This is a genomic window from Paradevosia shaoguanensis, assembly GCF_016801025.1.
Lineage (GTDB): Bacteria > Pseudomonadota > Alphaproteobacteria > Rhizobiales > Devosiaceae > Paradevosia > Paradevosia shaoguanensis.
In genome coordinates this window covers 3,416,576-3,442,635 of sequence record NZ_CP068983.1, presented here as the reverse complement: position 1 = coordinate 3,442,635, position 26,060 = coordinate 3,416,576, and the positions used below count along the sequence as shown (strand labels likewise).

Here is a 26,060-nt window from a genome sequence, read left to right as displayed (position 1 = left end):
CAGCAGCATTTGGAACGGTGCGCCCCAGTGTGGCGCAGGAACCTCCGCACATGATCAAGACCCTGTCTCTTTCGGCACTCTTCTTCCTCGTACTCGGCCTGCTGTTTGCCGCTTACGCATCGGTACCGGTTCCGCTGTAAGCGGAACTCGGCAGCATTTTACCGATTAAGCATTTCCCTTAAGCACGTCCGCAGCTTGCGCGAGCTAAACGCTCGCCGCAGCGCTATTTTGCCCGCATCCATACTGGGGGCAGCGGCATGTCTGGGCAATCCAATCGTCTTTCCTGGGTCGATACGGCCAAGGGGATTTCCATCGTCCTCGTGGTGATGATGCATTCGGCCTATGGCGTGGGCGAGGAAACCGGCGGCACGGGCATCCTCCACTGGATCATCGGCTTCGCCACCCCCTTCCGCATGCCCGAATTCTTCCTGATCTCGGGCCTCTTCCTCTCCCAGGTCATCGACCGCGACTGGAAGCGCTACGCCGACCGGCGCGTGGTGCACTATTTCTATTTCTACTTCCTCTGGGCGTTCCTCCAGATCCTCTTCAAGGTGGCGCTGGGCACTGGCGATCCGGTGACGGCCGCAAGCTACATGGCCTGGGCCATTATCGAGCCTTATGGCGTACTGTGGTTCATCTACATGCTGGCGGTCTTCGCGGCCTCGACCAAGCTGCTGCACGACGCCAAGGTGCCCCGCATCATCGTCATCGGCGCGGCGGCCATCCTGCAGATGGCCCCGGTCGTTACCGGCTCCTACATCATCGACCAGTTCGCCGAGTACTTCGTCTATTTCTATGTCGGCTATGCCTTCGCACCGACGATCTTCAAGGTCGTGGACTGGGCGCTGGACCATACGCTGCTCGCCATCCTCGGCGTCATCGCCTGGGGGCTGATCGACGCGGCCCTGGTCTTCTCGCCGGGCTATGAAGTGCAGCCCAAGCACATGGTGATGGGGCTGGCCGAGTTGCCGGGCCTGCACCTGATCCTGGCGGTCAGCGGCTCGATCACGCTCTGCGTGACGGCCGGGCTCATCTCCAAGCTGCCGTTCATGAACTGGCTGCGCTGGCTGGGCGCGCACTCGATCGTGGTCTACCTCTCGTTTTCGATCCCGATGGCCATGACCCGGGTGATCCTGATGAAGCTGGGCATCATCGAAAGCACGAGCGTGCTCTCGATCATCGTGATGCTTGTCGCTCTGACGGCACCGCTGGTGCTCTATGCAGCGATCCAGTTTACGGGCTGGGGCAAGTTCCTCTTCGAGCGGCCGGCCTGGGCGCATATTCCGGGCACGCCGGGGTCGAGGAGCTATGTGAAGACGGCGCAGCAGGCTCCGGCGGAGTAGTTGGATCGGGGTGGGGCTCACCCCCCTCCCAGCCTCCCTCGCAAGGGGGAGGTGTTTCGATCCAGTTGCTGGTGCGCTGAGCGTCCCACGCCCACGGTCAGCACCTCCCTCCTTGCGGGGGAGGCTGGGAGGGGGGAGCCGCGAACTCCTGCGCTTCACCCACCTGAATCTCGCACTCTCCCCTTGCCTTTTGGGCAAAGAGTCCGCATTAGGGCCTCGCACACCCCACATATTGCGAGGCCACCCGATGAAGTCAGCAGTCATCGTGTTTCCCGGCTCCAATCGCGACCGCGACATGATCGCGGCGCTGACCAAGATTTCAGGCGAGGCCCCGGCCGTCGTCTGGCATCACGACAGCGAGATTCCGGATGTCGACCTGATCGTGCTCCCCGGTGGCTTCTCCTACGGCGACTACCTGCGCACAGGCGCCATCGCCGCCCGTTCCCCGATCATGAATGCCGTGCGCGAGGCCTCGGCCAGGGGCGTGCGCGTCCTCGGGGTCTGCAACGGCTTCCAGATCCTCACCGAAGCCGGCCTGCTGCCCGGCGCCCTCCTCCGCAACGCCTCGCTCCGCTTCGTCTGCCGCGAAGTGAAGCTGCAGGTCGCCAACAACCAGACCGCGTTCACGCAGGGCTACGCGCAGGGCCAGATCATCCGCTGCCCCGTCGCGCACCATGACGGCAATTACTTTGCCGATGCCGAGACGCTGAAAAGCATTGAGGGCAACGGCCAGGTGGCGTTCCGCTATGCCGAGGGCACCAATCCCAACGGTTCGCTCAACGACATCGCCGGCATCTTCAATGCCGACAAGACCGTGCTGGGCCTGATGCCCCACCCGGAAAACCTCATCGAAAGCGCCCATGGCGGCATCGATGGCCGTGGTCTCTTCGAAGGGCTGGTGCGGCAGGTCGCTTGATGAACCCCCAGCGCGTCCTGACCCTGGTCGGTTTCCTGATCGGCGCGGTCGGACTGGTCCTGCAGTTCGCGATTTCCATCCCTGCCTCCCTTTCGGCAGGAAGAAACCTCGCGGATGCGCTGATCACCTTCTTCACCTACTACACGATCCTCACCAACCTCACGCTGGTGCTGATCTACCTATCGGACCTCACCAAGGCCCGCTGGCTCGGCTGGTTCCGTAGCGCCCGCACGCGCGGCATGATGGCCGGCGCCATTCTCCTCGTCATGCTGTTCTACCACGCGCTGCTCGCCAGCCTCTGGTCGCCGGAAGGCGTGGCATGGGTGGCCGACACCATCCTCCACTACGTGACGCCGATCTTCTACATCATCTGGTGGTGGATCTTCGCCGACCACGGCAAGCTCGCCTGGCGCGACGTGCCGCTGATGCTCGTCCCCTCGCTGATCTACATCGTCTGGGTGCTCCTGCGCGGCGCGGTGGTCGCGCAATACCCCTACCCCGTCTTCAACGTGACCGAACTGGGCTACCCCCAGGTCCTCGTCAACATCGTCATCGTCGCCGTCGTGCTGGCCATCTTCTTCGCCTGCGCCCTCGCCGCTGACCGCTACCTTGCCCGTTCCTCGACCATCCGGACCTCCGAATGACCTTCCAGAACTACGTCGTCATCACCCCGCAGCTCATCGCGGACCACGGTTTGAAAACCGACGAGTTCGACAAGATCGTCAAGCTCATCGGCCGCCAGCCCACCTACACCGAGCTCGGCATCTTCTCGGCCATGTGGAACGAGCATTGCTCGTACAAGTCCTCCAAGAAGTGGCTGCGTACGTTGCCGACCAGCGGCCCCAACGTCATCCAGGGCCCGGGCGAGAACGCCGGCGTCGTTGACATCGGCGACGGCCAGGCCGTGGTCTTCAAGATGGAATCCCACAACCACCCGTCCTATATCGAGCCCTATCAGGGCGCGGCGACAGGCGTGGGCGGCATCCTGCGCGACGTCTTCACCATGGGCGCGCGCCCGGTCGCCGCCATGAACGCCCTGCGCTTCGGCGCGCCCGACCATGAAAAGACCCGCCACCTCGTCTCCGGCGTCGTGGCCGGCGTCGGCGGCTACGGCAACGCTTTCGGCGTGCCGACCGTCGGCGGCGAAGTCGAGTTCGATGAGCGCTACAACGGCAACAATCTCGTCAACGCCTTTGCCGCCGGCCTCGCCGATACCGACAAGATTTTCTACTCCAAGGCCGAAGGCGTCGGCCTGCCCGTCGTCTACCTGGGCGCCAAGACCGGCCGCGACGGCGTCGGCGGCGCCACCATGGCTTCCGCCGAATTCGGCGACGACATTGAGGAAAAGCGCCCGACCGTGCAGGTAGGCGACCCCTTCACCGAAAAGCGCCTGCTCGAAGCCTGCCTTGAGCTCATGGCCACCGGCGCCGTCATCGCCATCCAGGACATGGGCGCCGCCGGTCTTACCTGCTCGGCCGTCGAAATGGGCGCCAAGGGTGACCTCGGCATCGAACTGGACCTCGACAAGGTGCCGGTGCGCGAAGAGAACATGACGCCCTACGAGATGATGCTCTCGGAAAGCCAGGAGCGCATGCTCATGGTTCTGCATCCCGAAAAGGAAGCCGAAGCCCGCGCCGTCTTCGAGAAGTGGGAACTCGATTTCGCCACCGTCGGCATCACCACCAACGACCTGCGCTTCCGCGTGAAATGGCAGGGCCGCGAAGTCGCGAACCTGCCAATCAAGGACCTTGGCGACGAGGCACCGGAATACGATCGTCCCTGGATCGAGCCCAAGACTCCCGCCCCGCTCGCCGCCGATGACATCCCGGCTTATGACGTGGCGGACGCGCTCCTTAAGCTCATCGGCTCGCCGGCTCTCTCCTCGCGCCGCTGGGTCTACGAGCAATACGATACCCTCATCCAGGGCAACTCGCTGCAGCGCCCCGGCGGCGATGCCGGCGTCATCCGCGTCGAAGGCGCCGAGAAGAAGGCCCTCGCCTTCACCTCGGACGTCACGCCCCGCTATTGCGAGGCCGACCCCTACGAAGGCGGCAAGCAGGCCGTGGCCGAAGCCTGGCGCAACCTGACCGCTACCGGCGCCGATCCGCTGGCCGCCACCGACAACCTCAATTTCGGCAATCCCGAGCGCCCCGAAATCATGGGCCAGCTCGTCAAGGCCATCGAGGGCATCGGCGAGGCCTGCCGCGCCCTCGACTTCCCGATCGTCTCCGGCAACGTCTCGCTCTACAACGAGACCAACGGCAAGGGCATTCTGCCGACCCCGACCATCGGCGGCGTCGGCCTGCTTCCCGATTGGGACAAGATGGCCCGCATCGGCTTTGCCGGCGAAGGCGACATGATCCTGCTCTTCGGCGCACCGGCGCTCTGGGGCACGCATCTTGGTCAATCCATCTACCTGCGCGACCTCCACGATCGCCGCGACGGCCCCGCCCCCACGGTCGACCTCGCCCATGAGCGCCGCGTCGGCGACTTCGTGCGCAACCTCATCCGCACCGGCAAGGCCACCGCCGTGCATGACGTCTCCGATGGCGGCCTGGGCATTGCTCTGGCGGAAATGGCCATCGCCTCGGGCATCGGCGCCACCATCAAGAAGCTCGAAGGCCAGCACCCGATTCCGCTTTTCTTCGGCGAGGACCAGGGCCGCTACGTCGTCACTATCAAGGACATCCCCGACATCGAGGAATTCTCGCGTTTCATGTCCGAAATCCGCGAAGCCGGTATCTTCGCGCCATGGATCGGCACTACCGGGGGCACCAAGCTCAAGCTCGGCTCTGCGCGCGGCGTGCCGGTAAAGGACTTGAAGAAGGCTTTTGAGGGCTGGTTCCCCAGCTACATGGCCGGCGAACTCTGAACCGCGCGGCGATGTACGACTGGAACGACCTCAAATTCCTGCTCGCCATCGCCCGCTCCGGCTCGACACTGGGCGCCGCCAGGGCGCTCGGCGTCAACCAGACTACCGTGGCCCGAAGAGCGGAAGCGCTCGAAGAGGCGCTCGGCATCCAGCTTTTCGAACGGCGCCCTGGCGGCTATCGCCTGACGGTGCGCGGCCAGGAGCTTGTGGCCATGGCCGAGGCAGTGGAAGCCGATGCCACCCACATCGCGGATAGCGCGGCCTCATGGCGGCGCCAGATTTCGGGCACGGTTCGGGTGACCACCACCGAACTCGTCGCCACGGCAATTCTGGCTCCGCTCATCTCTCAACTCTCCGCAACACATCCGGGCCTGACCGTCGAGCTGATTGCCGGCGACAAGCGGCTCGACCTGCAACGCAACGAGGTCGACGTCGCCATCCGTGTCGGCTCCAATCCGGGCGAACCCAGCCTGATCCGGAAGCATCTGGGCGAAAGCGTCTGGGGCGTGTTTGCTGCACGGAGCTACGTCGATCGGCATGGCGTGCCCGGAAGTGACCTGGCCGGGCACGCCATAATCGGCGGCGGCGGCGACCTGGCGACGCTGGCGCCGCTCAACTGGCTCGTCGCGCACGCTGCCGGCGCTCGGATCGCCATGCGCTGCAACTCGGTGCCCAACCTTATCGCAGCGGTGAAGTCGGGCGCGGGCATCGGCCCGCTGCCCTTCATGGCGACCGATGACACGCTGGTCCGATGCCTCGGCCAGGAATGGCGCTCCGATATCTGGCTGCTCTATCACGAGACCCAGCGCGCTACGCCCCATATCCGCGCTTTCCTTGATGCCTTCACCGCCCACTTCGCGACGTTGCGCGGCAGGGTCGATGGAACTGCATTCGCGGGCACCGCTCCGACCGGCGCGGTAGAATCGCTCACCAAGCCTTCCCCAACCACGGTGCTTCCCCGGACTTGACCCGGGGCCTATTGCACCGCGCCACTCGAGTGGCGCAATCCGTGGGCCCCTGTGTAATTGTGCTGTGTCATATTGGGTGCGGGCGGGAGACCGTTGGGCCCCAGGTTTAAAGACCGAGAGCCGGCACGGGTCCCCGCCCGCTTTGACAAACACCTGAACAGTTGCGCGAGGCCGCTCGAGACGGACCTCGGATCACAGGGACAGGCCCATGACCCTATCACCGACCTGGATTGGAATCGACGTTTCGAAAGCCTGGCTGGATATCGCCTCTTCCGGCGGGGAGGGCGTGCAGCGGATCGCCAACACCATGGACGCCATCGCCGCATTCGCCGCCACGCTGGAGCGGGAGGCACTCTCGTGGTGCTGGAGGCGAGCGGGGTTTACGACAAGAGCTTGCGCGCCGGACTGGCGCTGGCCGGGATCGGCCATGTCCGGGTCAATCCGCAGCGGGCCCGTGACTTTGCGCGGGCCAGCGGCCGGCTCGCCAAGACCGATGCGCTCGATGCGGCCATGCTTGCCGAAATGGGCCGGGCCCTGCGCCTCGTGGCCGACCCGCTGCCCGAGGCCGGACGCGAGCGGCTCGGCCTGCTCAGCCGCCGCCGCGACCAGTTGGTGGCCATGCGCACCCAGGAAAAGCAGCGCCGGATCGAGATAACCGATTCCTTCATCGGCGCCGACCTGGACCGGCACATGGCCGGCCTCAACCAGGCCATCGCCGCCATCGAGGTCGAAATCCAGAACCAGATCGGCAGCGATGCCGCCCTGGCACAGGACCAGGCCCTGATCCGCTCGGTGCCCGGCATCGGCCCGGTCACCGCCTCTGTCCTGGCCGCCCTGATGCCCGAACTGGGCCGACGCTCGGGCAAGCAGATCGCCACCCTGGCCGGGTTGGCCCCGCTCAACAACGATAGCGGCCTACGGCGCGGACAGCGCTCCATCCGCGGTGGCCGCCGCCGCGTCCGCCAGGCCCTTTACATGGCCGCCGTCGCATCCTTGCGAACACAATCGCCTCTCAACGCTTTCTACCACCGCCTGCGCCAGGCCGGAAAACCACCCAAGCCCGCCCTCGTCGCCCTCGCCAGAAAGCTCCTCGTCACCATCAACGCCATCATGAAAACCCGAACACGCTTCGCAACCTGAATTACAGTTGCCGGGTCTTCGCCCGGGGAGGCGCTGTGGAGGGGGTAAGGTTAGGGGGAAATTGGGCGGAGGTTCGTGGAGATTGCCGGCTGTGTCCAGGCAATCGCCACCCTGCCCTTACGCGACGACCTTGATCCCCACGGCCGGTTTCGCCGGGCCGACGGCGTGGGGGAAGCCGACCTGCCGGGCTTGCGAGGCGGCGTCGCGGACGCCCCAGCGGCGGTGGATGAGGCCGTCGGTGAGTTCGAACCATTCGATCGCCACCAGCTCGAAACTCTTGCCGGTGGGTTCGGTCATGCCGAGGAACGGCGCGGTCCAGCGGCCGCTTTCGAGGAAGCGGACGACGATTGTGTCGTTCTCGCAGGCCATGGCCTCGATCTTGAGGTTCATGTTGAGGCTGCCATGGAGGGCGCGCCAGACGATCACGGCTTCGTCGACCGAAGCCGATCCGGTTACGCCCTCGATCCGGGCATCGGCGGCAAAGAGGCGGCGGAGGGCCTCGAAATCGCCGGCATTCATGGCGGCGACGTAGGCTTTTACGGTCGCCTGGTTGTTTTCGATGGTCATTGCATTCTCCTGACTGGCGCCGGTGGCGCGTTCGGGAGTGGTTGGTAGGGCTGGGTGGGATGCGGCTCAATCAGCGAGTTTGCGGTGGGGGTCTGCAAAATTGCAGGGGTTGTGTCTAGGGTACCCCAGACACCGCCCCACCATCACCGCCCTCCGGTTGACGCCTGCCCCTCCAACGCTCATATCTCGTGCGGACTACAGACGGAGCCAGCGCCATGCCCATGCAAGCAAACGAGATCGAACGCCGTATTCGGGAGGCGCTGCCCGATGCGCGGATCGAGATTCAGGATTTGGCGGGCGATGGTGACCATTGGGCCGCTACCGTCGTTTCCGAGGCCTTCCGCGGCAAGACCCGCGTGCAGCAGCACCAGCTCGTCTACAAGGCCATCGGCACCGAAATGGGCGGCCAGCTTCATGCGCTGGCGCTGACCACGGGCGTGCCCGACTGATGTCGCTGCGCGATTCCCTCGACCTCATCCGGGCCGTCCGCCCCGAGGCGGGAACCGCGGCCCTGCAGAACGAAATCATGGCCGAGCGGGCGTCCTCGCTCGGCACTGCGGAACAGCGCGTGGCCAAGGCCATCGCTGCCCTCGAAGCTGCGCCTGAAGACGCGCGCGCCGAGCCACTCGCCGCCGCCCGCAAGGCGGTGTGGGAATACTTCGTCCAACGCGAACTCTGCGGTTTCCGCCGCCATCAGGACGTGATTCAGGATTTGAGAATTCCCCCGCAAGTCCTTCTGGGGCTTGGCGCAATGCAACCGACAAGGAAGCCCCGATGAGCCGTGCCGTTCTCTTCGATGTCGACGGCGTGCTGGTCCACAGCCGCTTCCATCCGAACGAGGGCGCAAGGCGGTTCTGGGATACGCACCTGCTTGAAGACATGGGCGTCGACCCTGCCCGCTTCCAGCAATTCTTCGGCGCCGATTTCGATCAGGTCATCATGGGCAAGCGCTCGTTCGTGAACGCCCTCGACGCTTTCCTGCCGTCTGTGGGCTACAAGGGCTCGACGATGGATTTCATCGGCTACTGGCTCGCACGAGACAGCCAGCTCAACCGGCAACTGCTCGAGGTCATCAAGCGGCTGCGCGCCGGCGGCGCTCGGCTGTACCTGGCCACCAACCAGGAACACCTGCGTGCGTCCTATCTCTGGAACGAGCTCAAGCTCAGCCACCTGTTCGATGACATGTTCTACGCCGCCCGCCTCGGCGCCATGAAGCCTGACCGCGAATTCTTCCGTCGCGTCGAGGACTATCTCGGTCCACAGGCCGAGCCCCCGCTGTTCTTCGACGATTCCGAGCGCGTGATCGAAGCGGGCAACAAATACGGCTGGGAAAGCGTGCTGTTCAACCACATCACCGATTGCACCGGGCATCCCTGGGTTGGCGAACGCACTCGGCACGGTGAGCGCACGTGAAATCGTCTCCTGAGAACGCTTTTTCCGGAGAGTTTCGGACATTTTGGGACAGGCACTTCGGCCCTCTCGCCCCGCTCCCACATGTCTTGCGGACAGCTCTCCCGGACCGCTGGTTTCGAGCCCATTCGCTGCCGAATTCAGTCCGATACGCAAAGACGCCGGCAGAAATGGACACGGTTCTGATGCGCTATCGCACACTTGCGGCGGAGGTGCTCTTAGAGGGTGAGGAATGCTGGATGCTCTGCGGCACCACGACCTCCCCTAATGCTCGCGGCCGCTACCATCCGTCGCTTGATTATTCGACGCTGTCGCCCCTGGGGCAGTTCTCGCACGACGGCGATGAGTGGTGGCTCTTCGGACAAGCCGCGCCATGGGCGTTTCAGGAGACTATTGCGCTGATGGAGCAGGTGGCGGAAGGACTGGAGGGAACGCTGCTTGTCGCCTCTCAAAAGACTGGGGAAGTCTTCGCGCCTTACGATGGGGGTTGCGATCTGATCGTGAACTCGCCGGGACGTGCAGCCCTTCTTTGGGACCGGTATAGGGCGTGGCGCTCGTCCGAACCTTCCGGGCTCTAGCCGCTCGTCTCGAAAAGGTCATCGTCCGATGCCGATGATGCTCTCGACACGGGTGCCTAACCGCACTATTTAGGGCTCAACCATGTCCGGCCCTTGATCCGGACAATGAAAGGCGCTTCCTCATGTCCGAAACCAACGACATCAACGCATTCATCGACAACGCGGTGAAGACCAACGACGTGTTCCTGTTCATGAAGGGCACGCCCGATTTCCCGCAATGCGGCTTTTCCGGCCAGGTCGTGCAGATCCTGAACTACCTCGGCGTCGATTATCAGAGCGCCAACGTACTGGCCGACCAGGACCTGCGCGAAGGCGTCAAGGCCTATACCAACTGGCCGACCATTCCCCAGCTCTACGTCAAGGGCGAGTTCATCGGCGGCGCCGACATCGTGCGCGAGATGTTCCAGAACGGCGAGCTGCAGGCTCACTTCGAGCAGAACGGCATCACGGTCAAGCAGAGCGCCTGATCGCTCCCAGCCGACAGAAATTCGAACGCCACGCCGCAAGCGTGGCGTTTTCATTTGCCCGGCATTCATCACCGAAGCTGATCGGTCCCATCAGCGGAATGCGCTTTGCGTGATGGACGACCGGGGCTATGAGTCCTGTCCCAATCCCTGCCGGAAGCGCCAATCGTGTCTTCTATCGCCTCGCCGACCGTCCGCAGCGCCGCGGTTCCGCTGATCGTCGTCATCGTCGCCGGTTGCATCGTTGCCGCCATCGGCAACGGCGTGCGCACGAGCTTCGGGCTCTTTACCCTGCCCATGACGGCCGATCTCGGCATGAGCCGCGAGGCTTATGGCATGGCCATGGCCATCCAGAACCTGGCCTGGGGCATCACCCAGCCTTTCGCCGGCGCCTTCGCCGACCGTTACGGCACCGCCCGCACGGTGGCCGCAGGCGCGGTCATCTATGCGCTGGGCGTGGTGCTGATGGCCTATTCGCAAAGCTCGATGATGCTCAACCTCACGGCAGGCATCATTACGGGCGTGGGCATCGCCATCTGTTCGTTCAGCGTGGTCATGCAGGCCTTCGGCCGCTCGGTGCCGCCCGAAAAGCGCAGCTTCATCTTCGGCATCGCCACCGCCGCCTCTTCGTTCGGACAGTTCATCTTCGCCCCGATCGGCCAGGGTTTCATCAACGCCTTCGGCTGGCAGACCGCGCTCGTCTACCTGGGCATGATCCTGCTGCTCGTCGTGCCGCTCTCGGCAGCCCTGCGCGGCCGCACCGAGGCGGCGCCCGGACAGGCCGACCTGCCCTTCTTCACGGCGCTCCAGAAGGCCTGGACGTTCAAGTCCTACCGGCTGCTGGTGATCGGCTTCTTCGTCTGCGGCTTCCACCTGGCCTTCATCAACGTCCACATGCCGGCCTTCCTCGTGCAATGCGGGCTGACGCCGGAAGTGGGAAGCTGGTCGATCGCGGTGATCGGGCTCTTCAACATCGCTGGCTCGCTGCTCTCCGGATATCTGGGCGGGCGCATGCCCAAGCAGATCCTGCTGGCCTCGATCTATCTCGCCCGCGCAGTGGCCATAGCGCTCTTCATGCTGTTCCCGGTGACCGAGGTCACGGCCTATGTGTTCGCGGGCGCCATGGGCCTTCTCTGGCTCTCCACGGTGCCACCGACCGCCGGGCTGGTCACGGTGTTCTTCGGCGCGCGCTACATGGGCATGCTCTATGGCATCGCGTTCCTCTCGCACCAGATCGGCTCGTTCGTCGGCGTGTGGCTGGGCGGCTACGTGTTCGACGTCACGGGCTCCTACAATCTCGTCTGGTACCTAGGCGTGCTGCTTGGCCTCGCCTCGGCCGCGGTGCACCTGCCGATCCGCGAAATGGCAGCGCCGCTCTTCCGCGGTCCTGCCCCGCAACCTGCGGAATAGTCCGCAACGGGTTGAAAAAGCCCGCCTTCGGGTTCATGGTCACGGCCTCCTTTGCGTGGGGCCGTTTCCGGCCCTGATTTTTTTGAGACACCTCATGACGACGACTTCGTACGCGGCGCGGGACGTGTCCCGCCCCGTTTTCATTGCTCTTATTGCTTCATTGATGGCGCTCAACGCGCTGGCGATCGACGTGATGCTGCCCGCCCTGCCCTATATGGGCGAAGCCCTCGGCATCACCAGCGAGAACGAACGGCAGTTCGTGATCTCGGCCTATATGGTCGGCTTCGGTATCGCCCAGCTTGCCTATGGCCCGCTCTCCGATCGCTTCGGGCGGCGCGCGCCGATCTTCGTCGGCCTCACGATCTACGTGCTTGCAGCCATCGGCGCGGCCTTCGCGCCCAATTTCGTCATGCTGCTCGTCATCCGCGCCATCCAGGGCGTCGGCGCGGCCTCGACCCGCGTCATCGCGACCTCGATCGTGCGCGACCGCTATTCGGGCCGGGCCATGGCCGAAGTGATGTCGCTGGTCTTCATGGTGTTCATGATCATCCCGATCGTGGCGCCGGGCATCGGGCAGCTCATCCTGCTGACGGCGCCATGGGAGGCGATCTTCATCTTCATGGCGGTGCTGGGCACGGTGATCTGCCTCATAAGCTATTTCTACCTGCCCGAGACCCTCGCCATCGGCAACCGCCGTCCGCTGACCATCGGCTCGGTCTTTGACGGGTTCCGCATCGTCTTCACCAACCGCGTCGCGCTGATGTATGGCGCAGCGGGCATGCTGACTTTCGGCGCGCTCTTCGGCTTCATCTCGACCAGCCAGCAGATCTTCGTCGATATCTACGGGTTCGGCCCCTACTTCCCCATCGCTTTCGCGGTGATGGCGAGCTTCATGTCGATCTCCTCGTTCCTCAACTCGCGGATCGTCTCGCGCTTCGGCATGCGCCGCATCTCGCATTTCGCGCTGCTGGTCTACACGACCCTGGCCGGCATCTGGCTGGTGATCAGCCTCTTCGGGCCGATGCCCTTCTGGCTGTTCTTCGTGCTGCTGACCATGGTGATGTTCATGTTCGGCTGGGCCGGCTCCAACATGAACTCGCTCTCGATGGAGCCGCTCGGCGCCGTCGCTGGCACCGCCTCATCGGTCTTCGGCTTCCTGCAGACGGTGGGCGGAGCGGCCATCGGCTCGTTCGTGGGCCAGCAATTCAACGGCACGGTGACGCCGGTGGCGACCGGCTATTTCACCATGGGCGCGCTGGCGCTCGTCTGCGTGCTTATCGCCGAGCGGGGAAAGCTTTTCGGCGTCGGCGCGGAATACTCGCACACCGACTTCTCGCACCATGAAGCGCACTGACTAGAGGGTGCACACCTCGCGCCGCAGCACCTCCCAGGTGCTGCGGTCGGCGGCCACGATGAGACCGCCATCGACGTGATGCGGCAGGTAGGGCGAGCCGTCGAGCCGGGCCGCGTAGCCGCCAGCCTCCTGCGCCAGCAGCACGCCCGCCAGGTGATCCCAGGGCATGAGCTTGCTGTAGAAGGCGAAATCGGCAAAGCCCGATACCAGCGTGCGGTATTCGTGGCCTGCGCAGCGGTAATTGGCAAAGAGCCGCGCCTTGGCGAGATTGGCCAGGATTTCCGGGCGCTTCTCGGCAGGCATGAAGGCCACGGACGCAACGCCGACCATCTGCGCCAACGGCTTGGGCTCGGCGAAATGCAGGCGCGTACGCTGTCCGTCCGGCCGCACCCGCCAGGTGCCGCCGCCCTTTTCGGCCAGCATCCAGTCATCGCCCATCGGATCGTAGATGATGCCGCCGACGGTCTCTCCGCCCGAGACAACGGCCGCCATCACCGCAAAGAGCGGCAGGCCGGCAGCGAAGTTGGCGGTGCCGTCGACGGGATCGACCACGATGGCGAGATCGGCTTCGGCGAGCTTGCCGAGGAGACCGGGATCGGCCGCAACCGATTCCTCACCCACGAACAGCGCCCTGGGCGCCAGCTCGGCGACCTGCGCCTTGATCCAGCGCTCGGTTTCCTCATCGGCCTCGGTGACAAGGTCGATGGCTTCACTCTTGCGGCGGATCTGATCGGGTTCGAGATGCCGGAAGCGCGGCAGGATTTCGCGCTGGGCGGCGTCGCGCAGGATGCGGGCGAGTTCCTCGATGTCGATCATTGCCGGCCTCCGAGCGCGGCGAAATCGAAGAGGCGCGGATCGAGAAGGTGGCTGGCATTGACGTTGCCCAGCGCCCGGATCATCACGTCCTTGCGGCCCGGCATCTGCTTTTCCATGGTGTCGAGCATCGCCTTCATCGCATTGCGCTGCAGGCCATCCTGGCTGCCGCAGAGATCGCACGGGATGATGGGGAACTGCATCACCTCGGCGAAGCGGGCCAGATCCGGCTCGGCGCAATAGATGAGCGGGCGCAGCACTTCGACATCGCCCTCATCGTTGAGGAGCTTGCCCGGCATGGCGGCGAGCTTGCCGCCATGGAAGAGGTTCATGAAGAAGGTCTCGAGGCTATCCTCGCGGTGATGGCCGAGGACCAGCGCCGAACACCCCTCCTCGCGCGCGATGCGATAGAGGTGGCCACGGCGCAGGCGCGAGCAGAGCGAGCAATAGGTCGCCCCGACCGGCAGCTTGTCGGTGACGATCGAATAGGTGTCCTGATACTCGATGCGATGCGGCACGCCGAGCTTGGCGAGGTATTCGGGCAGGATGTGCTTGGGGAAGTTCGGCTGGCCCTGGTCGAGATTGCAGGCCAGGAGCTCCACCGGCAGCAGTCCGCGCCACTTGAGATCGAGCAGTAGGGCCAGGAGCCCGTAGGAATCCTTGCCGCCCGACAGCGCCACCAGCCAGCGTGTACCGGGCCGCACCATGCCGAACTTGTCGATCGCCTCGCGCGTCAGCCGGATCAGGCGCTTGCGCAGCTTGTTGAACTCGACGGTCGACTCGACCTCCCGGAACATAGGATGCGTCGAGGCGGCATCGTCGGCCTCGGCGGGTTCAGGGGCAGTAAGGATCATCTCGTTCATGGCGGCAGGCTCCGTGCCGCAGACCTGTAACGCTTACGGCATCAGAGGAAAAGAGCTTCTCCTTGCCGTATTGGCGCCCAGATCGCTGACATGTTGTGTAAGCAACGCCACCGCAAGTAGGATGGCGGCGCCAATACCCTCGGAGAACCCCGTGTTCCGCTCGTTCTTTCCAGTTCCCAAGATATTCTTTCTGTCGGCCGTAGCCTGGCTGCTTTTTTCCGTGCTCGTCTGGTTTACCGTCGGCGAGAACGTCCGATCGGTGATCAGTATCGATCACCTCGTCACCCCGACCGTCTGCGCCAACGCGGCGCCCGAGCCTCCCAGCGGAGCACGGCCGGTGCCTACCGAAGCGGCGCCCGCGGCTGCGGCAGCGGCAAGCCCGGATACAGCCCAGCCGAATTGCGTTGCCGAAGATACCAATTTCCTCAACGGCGACCGCATCTGGCTCTACGAGTTCGTGCTCCTGACGGCGTTCCTGTTCTGCCTCTTCTGGTTCTTCTACAAGCGCAACGAGTGGTACTGGTGGTCCGTCGTCGGCACGACCGGCATCCTGCTGGTGATCTATTTCAACGTGCAGGTCGATGCCTTCGTCAACGACTGGTCGGGCACCTTCTTCAACATGGTGCAACAGGCCCTGAGCAAGCCACGCTCGGTCGCCCCGGCTGATTTCTATGGCCAGGTCTTCATCATGTTCGCGGTGATCCTGCCCAACATTCTCGTGCTGGTTCTCCTGAACTTCTTCACCTCGCACTACGTGTTCCGCTGGCGCAAGGCGATGAACGCCTACTACATGCAGTACTGGCAATCGATCCGCACCATCGAAGGCGCGGCCCAGCGCGTGCAGGAAGACACGATGCGCTTCGCCTCGATCGTCGAGGACCTCGGCACGAGCTTCTTCTCCTCGCTCATCACGCTGGTGGTCTTCCTGCCCCTGCTCTGGACGCTCTCCCAGAACATTACGGAACTGCCGATCCTCGGCCCCGTGCCGGGCAGCCTGGTGTGGGTAGCATTGATCGCCGCGGCGCTTGGTACGGTTCTGCTGGCCATCGTCGGCGTCAAGCTGCCGGGCCTCAACTTCGCCAACCAGCGCGTGGAGGCGGCCTACCGCAAGGAACTCGTCTTCGGCGAGGATAACGCCACGCGCGCGGAACCGCTGACGACCAAGGAGCTCTTCGCCAACGTGCAGAAGAACTACTTCCGTCTCTATTTCCACTACACCTACTTCAACCTGGCTCGTTACGGGTACCTCAACCTCGTCGGCTACGTGCCTCTCCTGGCGCTCTCACCGTCCATCCTCGCGGGTACGCTGACACTCGGTCTCTACCAGCAGGTGCAGCTCGCATTCAGCCAGGTGTCCTCGTCCTTCCAGTTCTTCGCACGTGCGTGGACGACCATCGTGGAGCTGCAATCGGTATTCATGCGCCTGCGCCTCTTCGAGAGCTTCATCCCGGCTGACCAGGAAGCCATACGCGAACCGGAGCAGGTGGTGGCCTAAGGGCCATCACCTCACCACCCGAAAAGCAAAAGGGCCGCTCCGAGGAGCGGCCCTTTCATATTCAGTCTCTGCTGCGCGCGATTAGCGCGAGTAGAATTCCACGACCAGGTTCGGTTCCATCTGGACCGGGTACGGCACGTCGGCGAGAGCCGGAATGCGCACATAGGTGGCCGACATCTTGTTGTGGTCGACTTCGATGTAATCGGGCACGTCACGCTCGGCGAGCTGCGTGGCCTCGAGAACGATCGCAAGCTGGCGGGAACGCTCCCGGAGCTCGACCTTGTCGCCGGCCTTGACCTGGTAGGACGGGATCGTGACGCGCTTGCCGTTGACGAGCACGTGGCCGTGGCTCACGAACTGGCGAGCAGCGAACACGGTCGGAACGAACTTGGCGCGGTAGATGATCGCGTCCAGGCGGCTTTCGAGCAGGCCGATCAGGTTCTCGCCAGTGTCACCCTTAACGCGGGAGGCTTCCTGGTAGAGACGCTTGAACGACTTCTCGGTGATCGAACCGTAATAGCCCTTGAGCTTCTGCTTGGCGCGCAGCTGCAGACCGTAGTCCGAAGCCTTGCCCTTGCGACGCTGGCCGTGCTGGCCGGGGCCATAAGCACGGTCATTGAGCGGGGACTTCGGGCGGCCCCACAGGTTTTCGCCTAAACGGCGGTCGATCTTGTACTTGACTGAATGGCGCTTCGTCATCGCGTGTCCTTTGTTAACGAAGAGATTGGACCGCGCCCTCCTTTGCTCCAGAGCTTGCGCCCTGAAGCCGACAGACCCTCGCAAAAGAGGAATCCCGGGTGCGCCTGTTACCCCGAAGGGCTCAACAGGTGCGCGCGTGATAGAGCGGTGGGGGAATTATGTCAAGCCGCGCCGGGGTCCGCAGCCTGATACCGCTCGTTCCCCAAGGGCAGAAAAATGATGGGGGGGCGAACCTCCCCATGGCACTTAGACGCCGAGATAGTCGCGCTTGCCGATGTCCACGCCGTTGTGGCGCAGGATCGCGTAGGCCGTGGTGATGTGGAAGTAGAAGTTCGGGAGCTGGCGGTCGAGGAGGTAGTCGGCCCCGCTCAGCGTCATGTCGCGGTCGCGCAGCTTGAGGGTGATTTCGCGCGTATCAGCGCCATCGAACGCGCTTTCCGGCACGCTCTTGATGAAATCCACGGTCTTGGCGATGCGGCCCCGAAGGTCCTCGAAGGTCACTTCGTCGTCCGGAAAGCTCGGAATCTCGACGCCGGCGAGGCGCGCGATGGTGCCCTTCGCGGTGTCGCTGGCGCGCTGGATCTGACCGGAGAAGGGATACATGTCGGGCGCCAGGCGCGAATTGACGAGGACCGAGAGGTCGATCTTGCGGGCGGCCGCATTGGCCTCCGCCTTGTCCATGATGCCCGCGAGCTGGCTGAAGCCGCGAATGTAGAGAGGAACCGAAGCGCGATAGATCGACAAAGTCATGTTTGCACCCTTGCTAAACCAGACCCTAGGCGGCGGTTGCCACCTCGGGTTCTGAAACCATCCTGCGGTCGAGCGAACGCTGGTTGCGCAGGCCCGGGAAGGCCCGGCTCCAGATCGCGGCAACCGCCATGGCCCCTACCCCGCCGACAACCACCGCCGGCACCGCGCCCAGCCAGGCCGCGACCATGCCGGCGCGGAACTCGCCCAGCTCGTTGGACGCGCCGATGAAGACGCTGTTGACCGCCGTCACGCGCCCGCGCACCGAATCCGGCGTCCAGAGCTGCATGATCGTCTCGCGAATGGTGACGCTGACCATGTCCGAGGCGCCGACCAGCGCCAGCGCGGGTACGGCCACCCAGATCGAGGTCGAAAAGCCGAAAATGATCGTGAAGAAGCCGAAGAGCCCCACGAAGAAGAAGAGCAGCCGCCCGGCGTGATCGCGGATCGGGAAGCGCGAGAGCGCGATGGCCATGACGATGCCGCCAATGCCCGGCGCCGCGCGCAGGAAGCCGAGTTCGGTCGGCCCGGCATGGAGGATGTCCTTGGCGTAGATCGGCAGCAGTGCCACCGCGCCACCCATCAGCACCGCGAAGAGATCGAGCGAGATGGCGCCCAGCACCACCTTGTTGGAGAGGATATAGCGGAAGCCGGCGAGCATGGTTTCCATGCTGGTGGCCTGATGCGAGTCGCGCTTGCCCGGCTTGGGAATGAGCAGCACGCTGACCATCGAAACGCAGACCAGCGCCGCCGCGACGCCGAACGCGACGACGGGCGAGATGCCGTACAGCAGGCCACCGGCTACCGGGCCGAGGATCGAGGCGAACTGCCAGGCCGAGGCGTTGACGGTGATGGCATTGGCCAGCGCCTGGGGTGGCACGAGATTGGGCGCGAGCGACTGGCTGGCCGGCCCCATGAAGGCGCGGGCCGTGCCGAGTACGGCGAGCACCACGAAGATCGGCCAGATTTCGTGGGCTTGCAGATCGACGAAGATCAGGAGCGCAATGGCGGCGGCGAACTCGAAGCCGAGGCACACGGCCATGATGCCGCGCCGGTTGAAACGGTCTGCAACGAGCCCGGTGACGAGCACCAGGAGCAACGCGGGCGTGAAGAGCGTGAGGCCGACAAGGCCGAGCAGCGCGGCGCTGCTGGTGAGGTCGTAAACCTGCCAGGCGACGGACACGGCCATGATCTGCACGGCAAAGCTGGTCGTCAGCGTGGCGACCCAGAAGCAGCGGAACCCGAAATAGGTGAATGCCTGACGGGATGGCTCAGGCGCTGAGGCTGACATATGCATTATGGGCAAAGCAAATGCCACGCCGCCCGGTCACAGTCAAAGCCTGCTTTCGTTTCAGTCTTCTGCTTCGTCCTTGGCCTTGGGCGCCTGACGATTAGGGTTCGGCCGCTCGTGGCGCCGGTCGATCGAGGAAATGACCCCGCGCAGGGTGCGGATTTCCTGTGACGAGAAGCTGCCGCGCGTCAGCGCTGTCCGCAGGTTGTTGACCATGCTCGGGCGTTTGTCCGGGGTGGTGAAGAAGCCGGTCTTGTCGAGCACGCCCTCAAGGTGCTCGAAGAGCCCGACCAGTTCCTCGCGGGGCGCGGTGTCGGCGAGGCCGCTTTCGAAGGGCAGCACGGCGCCCAGATCGGTCTGCCGCCGCCATTCATAGGCGATGATCAGCACTGCCTGAGCGATATTGAGCGAGGCGAAGGCCGGCTCGACCGGTAGCGTCACGATGGCGTCGGACAGCGCCACTTCCTCGTTGTAGAGCCCCCAGCGCTCGCGGCCGAAGAGGAAACCGGCCTTCTGCCCGGCCGCGATATGCGAAATGACGCGCTGGCCGGCGACGTCGGGGCCGAAGACTTCCTTCTGCATGTCCCGGCGGCGGGCCGTGGTGGCGTAGACCAGCGAGAGGTCGGCCACTGCCGCCTCGACCGTATCGAAGACCTGGACCTTTTCGATCACATGGTCGGCGCGCGAGGCAGCGGCGACGGCACGCTCGTTCGGCCAGCCATCACGCGGGTTGACGATGCGCAGATCCCATAGCCCGAAATTCGCCATGGCGCGCGCGGCGGTGCCGATATTCTCCCCGAGCTGAGGCTCGCAGAGGATCACCGCCGGGCTGGGGCGATAGGTGATTGCTACGGAAGAGTCGGTGCCGGCCATGGGGAATTGTCCTTGTTGAGCGGCAAATAGGGAGAAACCGACGCAAAGATCAAGACTTCGCGTCAGCCTTCCCCTCAAGGAACACCACGCGGTTCCGCCCGCCGCCCTTGGCAAGGTAGAGCGCCCGGTCGGCCAGACCAATGAACTGGTCGAGCTCCAGCGCCTCTGCCCGGGCATGCGTCACCCCGACGCTGAGCGTCGTCTGCAACACCTCGCCATCATCGAGGAAGACGAGCAGTTTTTCGACCGAACCGCGGATGCGCTCGGCGATGGCCATGCTTTCACGCATGCTGATATTGGGCAGCAGCAGGGCGAACTCCTCCCCGCCGACGCGGCCGAAAATATCGGACTGGCGGATCGCCGTCTGGATGGCCGCGGCTATGGCCACCAGCGTCTTGTCGCCCGCCGGATGGCCGTGCTCGTCGTTGACGCGCTTGAAGTGATCGACATCGAGCACCAGCACGGCAGCATTGCCGTTGGTCCGCGCCGTCGTCGCCAGCAGGCTCTCGGCCGCCTCGTAGAAGGCGGAACGCGAGAGGGCATTGGTGAGGGCATCATGCCGGGCGACACGTTCGAGCTGACGCAGCAACGCATTGCGGGCGGCATTCGTGCTCGAAACCATGATCGGGCCAAGCGCCACCATTGCCAGCGCCAGGTGTACCGACATGATGGCCCCGCCCAGGTCCTCGCCACCCAGGCTGATGAGGTCGAACTTGACCGAGAACATGGCCAGGTCCGAGTAGAACATCACCAGCAGCGCCGTCACGAAGACCGGGAAGCTCAGCGCACACCAGAGCAACGCCAGGATCGGGAAGACGATCGAGACCTGGTCGCGCACCACGATGGTGAGCACGAAGCTGGCAAAGAGCGCGAGCAATTGCGGCGCGTAGCTGTGTAGCGGCGGCAGCGTGAATTGCTGCCGTTCCATGAAGCCGTTGAGCGGCGGCGCCGTGAGCACCACTGGCAGCAGCGAGAGGTAATTGCCCAGCTCCGAAGCGGCCCAGCTCATCCAGCCGGCGGCAGGTGCCTGCCCGGTTACATTCACGACGGAGCTGATGCCGACAAGTCCGGCGACGGCCGACCCCAGAGCGGTGGCGATGAGCAGGTAGAGCACGCCCTGCGGCCGCTGCAGCGTGGCATCCTGCGGGTCGAGCCGATCGAGGACCGCTACGACTACCGCCACGCCGGCGATATTGGCCGCGCTCAGCCACAGGGCCGTCACCAGGTCGTCGCCGATCAATACATCGGCGATGACATAGGCGAAGGTCGCGACAACACCGGCCGGCCAGCGCAATTTGCGGTCGGCACGGTAAAGCAGGCCGGCGAGCAGCGCGTTGGCAGGCCAGAACGTCGCCAGGAAGCCCAGCGGGCGCGAAAGCCCGCCGAGAATGGCAGCAATAAAGATCGCGATGAACACGGCGAGAACGAAAAACGCTGCATGTCGCATGCCGCGTCCCGCACGCGCAGGATCGGACCGCAATTCGGTCATAGGGGGCCCTCAAGGCGTTCGACTATCCGCCAAAACGCTGAGCGAGCCCCTCTTCTACGCCAGCTGTCGTGGTCTCAATACCAAAGCACAAACCAATTGGCACGTCAGCGCCTAAGTCATGGCAGCCCTGTTAGAAATGCATATCGACCTGGTCGAGTAATATCGCTACCATTCCGCCCCATCGTCGCTGGCTCAGGCGACACGATGCGTCAATTCCTTCACTTTGCTGGACCGGTGCCACTCACGATCGAGGATCGCGAAGTGCAATTCCTCGTCCCATTCACCCTGGAAGAGCGCGTGCTCGCGATAATGCGCCTCGAGCCGCATGCCGAGGCGCGTCAGCAGCTTGGCGGAACGCGCATTGCGCGCGTCACAGCGGGCGAAGACGCGGTGGATACCGAAATTGTCGAAGGCAAGGTCGATGACCCGCGACACCGCCTCGGTAGCAAAACCCTGGCCGGTATAGATCTTGTTGAAAACGAAGCGGACTTCGCCCTGCCCGGCGGTCGCATCCACCCAGCGCAGGGAAACCTGACCGAGCAATTGGCTATCCGCCTTGCGGATCACCGCCAGGCTCAGCACGTCACCCGGACGCTGCAGGGTGATCTGCCCGCGCATGGCATCGATGGCCGCAACCACCTCGACCTTGTCGCGCGCCTTCCAGTCCAGATAGCGCTGGACTTCGGGCAAGGCGTGGTAAGCCATTACCGCATCGATATCGGCTTTGTCGAAGGTCCGGAGCCAGAGCCGGTCGGTCTCAACCGGCAGCCGCAAATGAGTCATGACGTAGCGTTCCTCCGTTCGATTTAGAGGCGACGAAGGCTGCCGCAAAACGCTGCGTTTCGCGTGTGCCCCGCCGCTCCAAGCCCTGTTTCGGAAACGGCACGCGACCCCGGCCGGTTCCCACCTGACGCTTGAAAAAAGCTACTAATCTCCGAGCTTTGGTTGGAATGCGAACGCACTGAAAACCGTGCCACCCAAGGGGGTTGCCCGTGAATATACCCGGCCTTTTACACCGGTCCGATGACGCTGTTTTGAAAGTGTCGAGCCGTTACGCCGCTCGCCCGTTATGATTAGGCCTCTAAGCCTAAAGAATCAACCGAAAGCCGGTCGCTCCTTGTCGGCGGACAGGGTCGAAGGTGCCTGCCGCGCCGCCCATTCATCCTCAAGGATGGCGTAGACAAATTCCTCGTCCCACTCGCCCTTGAAGCGCGCATGCTCGCGGAAATGTGCTTCCCGGCGCATGCCCAGCCGCTCCATCACCCGCCAGGACGCACTGTTGCGTGCATCGCACCGCGCCATGATCCGATGGAGCCCGATTTCGCTGAAGCCGATATCGAGGAGAGCAGCACTGGCCTCGGTGGCGTAGCCCTGCCCGTGGAATTCTGGATTGAAGATGTAACCGAGCTCTCCCTGCCGCGCGATCTCGCTGCGCCAGATCAGGGAAATCTCCCCAATGAGTTCACCCGTCTCGCGCAGATCGACGGCCAGCACCAGCTTGTCTCCCTCCTGCTCCAGCGCCGATTGCGAAATTCGCTGCTGCACCGCTTCGGTGACGGTTTCGAGCGTCATCGGGCTATCGAAGAGAAATTGCGCCACGTCTTCACGCCGCCGATAGGCGAACACCGCCTCCACATCGCCACGCGTAAACGGGCGCAAGCGCAGGCGCTGCGTCATGATCGGATAATCCGGGACATAGACCATGGCATTTTCCGGATTTTGGGCAACGACACCGGTGGTAAGCCGCACCGCCGTCAATTGCAAGTTTGAAGCCCGCATGCCAGCCTCGGGCAATGGACAAGCCATCCAAACCCGAGGTCGACCTTGCCGCAAGCTGCGCCTGCGGCGCCGTCTCGGTTTCGGTCAGGGGCAGGATATTGGCGATGTTGCTCTGTTCGTGCCTCGACTGCCAGAAGGCCACCGGCACCGGCCACTCGGCCGTCGCGCTGGCTGCGCCTGATGCGGTGACGATCACCGGAGAAACCCGCAGCTTCGCGCGCCCGGCCGATTCCGGCGCACTGTTCACACGGCGCTTCTGCCCGACCTGCGGTACGCCGATTGCGGGCAGTTCGAGCCGCGCGCCCGAGGCCATCATGCTGCCGGTGGGACTTTTCGGCGCCGGTGCCGAATGGTTCGTACCAAATCAACTGATCTTCGCCCGCTCCCACCACGATTGGGACGCGATGGCCGAAGGCCTGCCTCGTTACATCCGCTACCGCGACAGTGGGGAGATCTGAATGTCCGCTGCATCGGACGAAATGGCTGCGCGCATCCGCGCGATTCTCGGCGCCAGGCCCGACGTCGTCGAAAAGAAGATGTTCGGCGGCGTGGGCTTCATGCTCAACGGCAACATGCTGGCCGGGTCCACGGCCAAGGGCGCGCTGATGGTGCGCGTATCGCCCGAAGGACTCGACGCTGCCGTCGCCCGCCCGGGCGCCTCCGTCATGCATATGGGCGACAAGCCGATGAAGGGCTTTATCAGCGTCACCGACGAAGGCATCGAGACCGATGAGGCGCTGGCCGACTGGCTCGCGTTCTCGGAGGACTATGTCAGGACCCTGCCCGCCAAATGAAGCGTGACAGCGAAACCCTCATCCACCTCTGCGACCGCATCCGGGTCATCCTCGAGGGCGATCCGCGCATTACCGAGAAGCGCATGTTCGGCGGGCTGACGTTCCTGCTCAACGGGCACATCCTGGTGGGCGCCAAGAACGATGGACGGATCCTGATCAAGGTCGGCAAGGAAGCGGATAACGATGCCGCGCTGGCGCGGCCCGGTGCGAGCCAGATGGTGCACGGCGGCAAGGCGATGCGCGGCTTTGTCTGGGTCGATCCGGATGCGATCGAGGACGATGACGAGTTGCGGGAATGGATTGCGCTATCCCAGCGACATGCGGCTGGGCAGGAGCCGGCTTAGGAGGCAGCCACGCGACCGCCTCCTCAATACCGCGTCCTTACGCCGGAGCTTTACCCAATACCAGCGAGGCATTCACGCCGCCGAAGCCGAAGGCGTTGACCAGCGCGTAGTCCAGTTCCTTGGCATGGGCGACCTTCGGCACAAGGTCGAAGACGGCGGCCACGGGTTCCGGATCGTCGAGATTGAGCGTCGCCGGCAGCATGCCGTTGCGAATGGCCTGGACCGTGAAGATCGCCGCCAGCGCGCCCGCCGCGCCCAGAAGGTGCCCTGTCGACGACTTGACCGCGGAAACGGAGAGGTCCTTGCCGCGATCGCCGAACACGGCCTTGATGCCTTCGATCTCGGCAGCGTCGCCCACCTCGGTGGAGGTGGCGTGGGCGCTGACATAGCCGATGCGGTCTGGCGAGACGTCGGCCATCTTGATGGCGTTGCGCATGGCCCGCTGGGCACCTGCGCCGGTCGGCTCGCCGGCCGTGAGGTGGTAAGCATCAGCCGAAGTGCCGTAGCCGGCCAGGACGGCCAGCGGCTTGGCGCCGCGCTTGCGGGCATGGCTGAGCTTTTCGATGACCAGCACCGCCGCGCCTTCGGCCAGCACGAAGCCGGCATGGCCCTTGTCGAACGGGCGCGAAGCCCCTTCGGGATTGTCGTTGAACGTGGTGTTGAGCGCGCGCGAGGCGGCAAAGCCACCGATGGAAATGGGATCGACCGAACCCTCGGCGCCACCGACCACGGCCACCTCGGCCTCGCCGGTCATGATCATGCGCATGCCGTCGCCGATCGCCTGGGCGGAGGCGGCGCAAGCGGTCACGGGTGTGCCGATCGGCCCCTTGTAGCCGTAGCGGATCGAAATCCAGCCGGCAGCGAGGTTGGCAAGGAAAGCGGGGACGGTGAAGGGCGAGAGCCGGCGCGGTCCCTTCTCGATGATGATCTTGGCGGTCTCGGCCATGATCGGAGAACCGCCCACGCCCGAGGCGATGACGGTGGCCGTGGCCTCCTTGTCCTCTTCGCTTTCGGGGAACCAGTTGGCCTGCCGGATGGCCTCCTGCGCGGCGACGAGGCCGTACTGGATGAAGAGGTCCATCTTCTTGACGTCCTTGGCATCCACCGCCACCAGCGGATCGAAGCCGGCTTCCGGGTCTTCATCGGTGCGCTTGACCAGCCCGGCGATCCGGCTGGCAAACTCGCTGACATCGAACCTGGTATTGGGGCCGACGCCGCTCTTGCCGGCGATCAGCCGTTCCCACACCTTGTCGACGCCCACGCCCAGCGGGCTGACGACCCCCATGCCGGTGACGACAATCGGATCGTTCGGATCGGGTTTGAGCATTCTTCGTCTCCTCTCGGTGATCGACGGATGCCCGGCATTCCGGGCAGATTGATGTTGGCTAGAGCCGCGCCAGCTCCTGGAGCGCCTTGATGGTCGAGGGCCAATCCGGCTGCGTCAGCTTTTCACGCAGTTCCGCCTGGCTTGCCCGCCATATGGGGATGATCTTGTCCAGAAGCACGTCGCCCTCCTCGGTGAGCGAACAGAGCCGCCCATTGCCTTTCTCGGCGCCGGCGAACCGCACCAGACCCTTGCGGGCCATGAGATCGAGATTGCGCGATAGCGTGGTGCGCTCCATAGCGATGCTGTCGGCCATCTCGGTGATAGAGCGGTCGGGCCTTTGCCGGGCAGCGGTGAGAATCGAAAACTGGGTAGCCGTGACGCCGAACCCGCGCAGCTTCCGGTTCGCCCTGCGCGTGACGGCGCGCGCCGCCATGCGGGTGTTGAGGACGAGACACTGCGAAAAGTCGTCTTGCATGACGCGTACTGATGCCGTGCATATACACGGCCGTCAAGTGTAGTATCCC

29 protein-coding genes are annotated in these 26,060 nt (G+C 64.3%); 17 read left to right on the top strand and 12 right to left on the bottom strand.

Annotated elements, in window-relative coordinates; all coding sequences use genetic code 11:
- Positions 1–257: 257 nt before the first annotated feature.
- From JNE37_RS16655 to JNE37_RS16630, 6 genes are all read left to right on the top strand, one after another.
- Complete coding sequence (locus JNE37_RS16655; RefSeq protein WP_203063912.1) at positions 258–1,343, top strand: acyltransferase family protein; 1,086 nt, start codon at positions 258–260, stop codon at positions 1,341–1,343.
- Positions 1,344–1,590: 247 nt separating this feature from the next.
- Positions 1,591–2,259: a phosphoribosylformylglycinamidine synthase subunit PurQ gene (gene purQ / locus JNE37_RS16650; protein WP_035029069.1), complete on the top strand. Its 669-nt coding sequence runs from the start codon at positions 1,591–1,593 to the stop codon at positions 2,257–2,259.
- Positions 2,259–2,903 (top strand): Pr6Pr family membrane protein, encoded by a 645-nt coding sequence (locus JNE37_RS16645; protein WP_203063911.1) that lies wholly within the window; start codon positions 2,259–2,261, stop codon positions 2,901–2,903. Before purQ ends, JNE37_RS16645 begins: the two co-directional genes overlap by 1 nt.
- Entirely contained in the window at positions 2,900–5,131 is a 2,232-nt protein-coding gene (gene purL, locus JNE37_RS16640; RefSeq protein WP_203063910.1) for a phosphoribosylformylglycinamidine synthase subunit PurL, read from the top strand. Before JNE37_RS16645 ends, purL begins: the two co-directional genes overlap by 4 nt.
- A gap of 11 nt (positions 5,132–5,142) precedes the next feature.
- Positions 5,143–6,099: a LysR family transcriptional regulator gene (locus tag JNE37_RS16635; RefSeq protein ID WP_203063909.1), complete on the top strand. Its 957-nt coding sequence runs from the start codon at positions 5,143–5,145 to the stop codon at positions 6,097–6,099.
- 357 nt (positions 6,100–6,456) lie between these two features.
- Complete coding sequence (locus JNE37_RS16630; protein WP_246513335.1) at positions 6,457–7,239, top strand: IS110 family RNA-guided transposase; 783 nt, start codon at positions 6,457–6,459, stop codon at positions 7,237–7,239.
- Between the two features lie 117 nt (positions 7,240–7,356).
- Here the strand turns inward: JNE37_RS16630 and JNE37_RS16625 are convergent, their stop codons facing one another.
- The gene (locus tag JNE37_RS16625; protein ID WP_052152020.1) at positions 7,357–7,806 is read right to left on the bottom strand and encodes an ester cyclase; all 450 of its coding nucleotides are present in this window, start codon (positions 7,804–7,806) and stop codon (positions 7,357–7,359) included.
- A gap of 215 nt (positions 7,807–8,021) precedes the next feature.
- On the opposite strand from JNE37_RS16625, the gene JNE37_RS16620 reads away from it, so the two are divergent.
- The 7 genes from JNE37_RS16620 (at position 8,022) to JNE37_RS16590 (ending at position 13,022) form a co-directional block, all read left to right on the top strand.
- Positions 8,022–8,255: a BolA family protein gene (locus JNE37_RS16620; RefSeq protein ID WP_035029061.1), complete on the top strand. Its 234-nt coding sequence runs from the start codon at positions 8,022–8,024 to the stop codon at positions 8,253–8,255.
- Positions 8,255–8,584, top strand: a complete 330-nt coding sequence (locus tag JNE37_RS16615) for a DUF6665 family protein (RefSeq protein ID WP_182400011.1) — start codon at positions 8,255–8,257, stop codon at positions 8,582–8,584. The genes JNE37_RS16620 and JNE37_RS16615 overlap by 1 nt, the downstream gene beginning before the upstream one ends.
- A complete protein-coding gene (locus JNE37_RS16610) occupies positions 8,581–9,219 on the top strand; it encodes an HAD family hydrolase (RefSeq protein WP_203063905.1) in 639 nt (212 codons plus the stop codon). The genes JNE37_RS16615 and JNE37_RS16610 overlap by 4 nt, the downstream gene beginning before the upstream one ends.
- On the top strand, positions 9,216–9,794 hold the full coding sequence (locus tag JNE37_RS16605; protein WP_425511498.1) for a DUF3885 domain-containing protein: 579 nt from the start codon (positions 9,216–9,218) through the stop codon (positions 9,792–9,794). The genes JNE37_RS16610 and JNE37_RS16605 overlap by 4 nt, the downstream gene beginning before the upstream one ends.
- A 122-nt stretch (positions 9,795–9,916) precedes the next feature.
- Positions 9,917–10,261 carry a Grx4 family monothiol glutaredoxin gene (gene grxD / locus JNE37_RS16600; protein ID WP_035029055.1) on the top strand — a complete coding sequence of 115 codons (345 nt, stop codon included), beginning with the start codon at positions 9,917–9,919 and terminating at the stop codon, positions 10,259–10,261.
- Between the two features lie 165 nt (positions 10,262–10,426).
- Entirely contained in the window at positions 10,427–11,668 is a 1,242-nt protein-coding gene (locus JNE37_RS16595) for an MFS transporter (RefSeq protein WP_246513333.1), read from the top strand.
- A gap of 124 nt (positions 11,669–11,792) precedes the next feature.
- Positions 11,793–13,022, top strand: coding sequence for a multidrug effflux MFS transporter (locus tag JNE37_RS16590; protein ID WP_203066415.1), 1,230 nt, complete (start codon positions 11,793–11,795; stop codon positions 13,020–13,022).
- Here JNE37_RS16590 and JNE37_RS16585 read toward each other — a convergent pair whose 3' ends face one another.
- Positions 13,023–13,838, bottom strand: coding sequence for an inositol monophosphatase family protein (locus JNE37_RS16585; RefSeq protein ID WP_203063903.1), 816 nt, complete (start codon positions 13,836–13,838; stop codon positions 13,023–13,025).
- On the bottom strand, positions 13,835–14,689 hold the full coding sequence (gene ttcA, locus JNE37_RS16580) for a tRNA 2-thiocytidine(32) synthetase TtcA (RefSeq protein ID WP_203066414.1): 855 nt from the start codon (positions 14,687–14,689) through the stop codon (positions 13,835–13,837). Before ttcA ends, JNE37_RS16585 begins: the two co-directional genes overlap by 4 nt.
- A 160-nt stretch (positions 14,690–14,849) precedes the next feature.
- Here ttcA and JNE37_RS16575 point away from each other — a divergent pair, with 160 nt between their 5' ends.
- Positions 14,850–16,193: a peptide transporter gene (locus JNE37_RS16575; protein ID WP_035029046.1), complete on the top strand. Its 1,344-nt coding sequence runs from the start codon at positions 14,850–14,852 to the stop codon at positions 16,191–16,193.
- 81 nt (positions 16,194–16,274) lie between these two features.
- Here JNE37_RS16575 and rpsD read toward each other — a convergent pair whose 3' ends face one another.
- The 7 genes from rpsD to JNE37_RS16540 form a co-directional block, all read right to left on the bottom strand.
- Positions 16,275–16,892 carry a 30S ribosomal protein S4 gene (gene rpsD, locus JNE37_RS16570; protein WP_035029043.1) on the bottom strand — a complete coding sequence of 206 codons (618 nt, stop codon included), beginning with the start codon at positions 16,890–16,892 and terminating at the stop codon, positions 16,275–16,277.
- A gap of 246 nt (positions 16,893–17,138) precedes the next feature.
- Positions 17,139–17,642 carry a DUF1993 domain-containing protein gene (locus JNE37_RS16565; RefSeq protein WP_035029040.1) on the bottom strand — a complete coding sequence of 168 codons (504 nt, stop codon included), beginning with the start codon at positions 17,640–17,642 and terminating at the stop codon, positions 17,139–17,141.
- Between the two features lie 25 nt (positions 17,643–17,667).
- Positions 17,668–18,936 carry an MFS transporter gene (locus tag JNE37_RS16560; protein ID WP_203063901.1) on the bottom strand — a complete coding sequence of 423 codons (1,269 nt, stop codon included), beginning with the start codon at positions 18,934–18,936 and terminating at the stop codon, positions 17,668–17,670.
- A 54-nt stretch (positions 18,937–18,990) separates the two neighbouring features.
- Positions 18,991–19,803: an RNA methyltransferase gene (locus JNE37_RS16555; protein WP_035029033.1), complete on the bottom strand. Its 813-nt coding sequence runs from the start codon at positions 19,801–19,803 to the stop codon at positions 18,991–18,993.
- A gap of 49 nt (positions 19,804–19,852) precedes the next feature.
- Entirely contained in the window at positions 19,853–21,292 is a 1,440-nt protein-coding gene (locus JNE37_RS16550) for a GGDEF domain-containing protein (RefSeq protein WP_203063894.1), read from the bottom strand.
- Positions 21,293–21,484: 192 nt separating this feature from the next.
- Positions 21,485–22,075, bottom strand: a complete 591-nt coding sequence (locus tag JNE37_RS16545) for a GNAT family N-acetyltransferase (RefSeq protein WP_035029030.1) — start codon at positions 22,073–22,075, stop codon at positions 21,485–21,487.
- A gap of 312 nt (positions 22,076–22,387) precedes the next feature.
- Positions 22,388–23,071, bottom strand: coding sequence for a GNAT family N-acetyltransferase (locus JNE37_RS16540; RefSeq protein ID WP_246513331.1), 684 nt, complete (start codon positions 23,069–23,071; stop codon positions 22,388–22,390).
- Positions 23,072–23,085: 14 nt separating this feature from the next.
- On the opposite strand from JNE37_RS16540, the gene JNE37_RS16535 reads away from it, so the two are divergent.
- From JNE37_RS16535 to JNE37_RS16525, 3 genes are read left to right on the top strand one after another with little or no spacing between them, the layout of a single operon-like run.
- On the top strand, positions 23,086–23,529 hold the full coding sequence (locus JNE37_RS16535) for a GFA family protein (RefSeq protein ID WP_203063891.1): 444 nt from the start codon (positions 23,086–23,088) through the stop codon (positions 23,527–23,529).
- Complete coding sequence (locus JNE37_RS16530) at positions 23,530–23,865, top strand: TfoX/Sxy family protein (RefSeq protein WP_035029027.1); 336 nt, start codon at positions 23,530–23,532, stop codon at positions 23,863–23,865.
- Complete coding sequence (locus tag JNE37_RS16525) at positions 23,862–24,209, top strand: TfoX/Sxy family protein (RefSeq protein WP_203063889.1); 348 nt, start codon at positions 23,862–23,864, stop codon at positions 24,207–24,209. Before JNE37_RS16530 ends, JNE37_RS16525 begins: the two co-directional genes overlap by 4 nt.
- Before the next feature lie 37 nt (positions 24,210–24,246).
- Here JNE37_RS16525 and fabF read toward each other — a convergent pair whose 3' ends face one another.
- Positions 24,247–25,536, bottom strand: coding sequence for a beta-ketoacyl-ACP synthase II (fabF, locus tag JNE37_RS16520; RefSeq protein WP_035029021.1), 1,290 nt, complete (start codon positions 25,534–25,536; stop codon positions 24,247–24,249).
- A gap of 58 nt (positions 25,537–25,594) precedes the next feature.
- Positions 25,595–26,011, bottom strand: coding sequence for a MarR family winged helix-turn-helix transcriptional regulator (locus JNE37_RS16515; RefSeq protein WP_035029018.1), 417 nt, complete (start codon positions 26,009–26,011; stop codon positions 25,595–25,597).
- Positions 26,012–26,060: the final 49 nt, after the last annotated feature.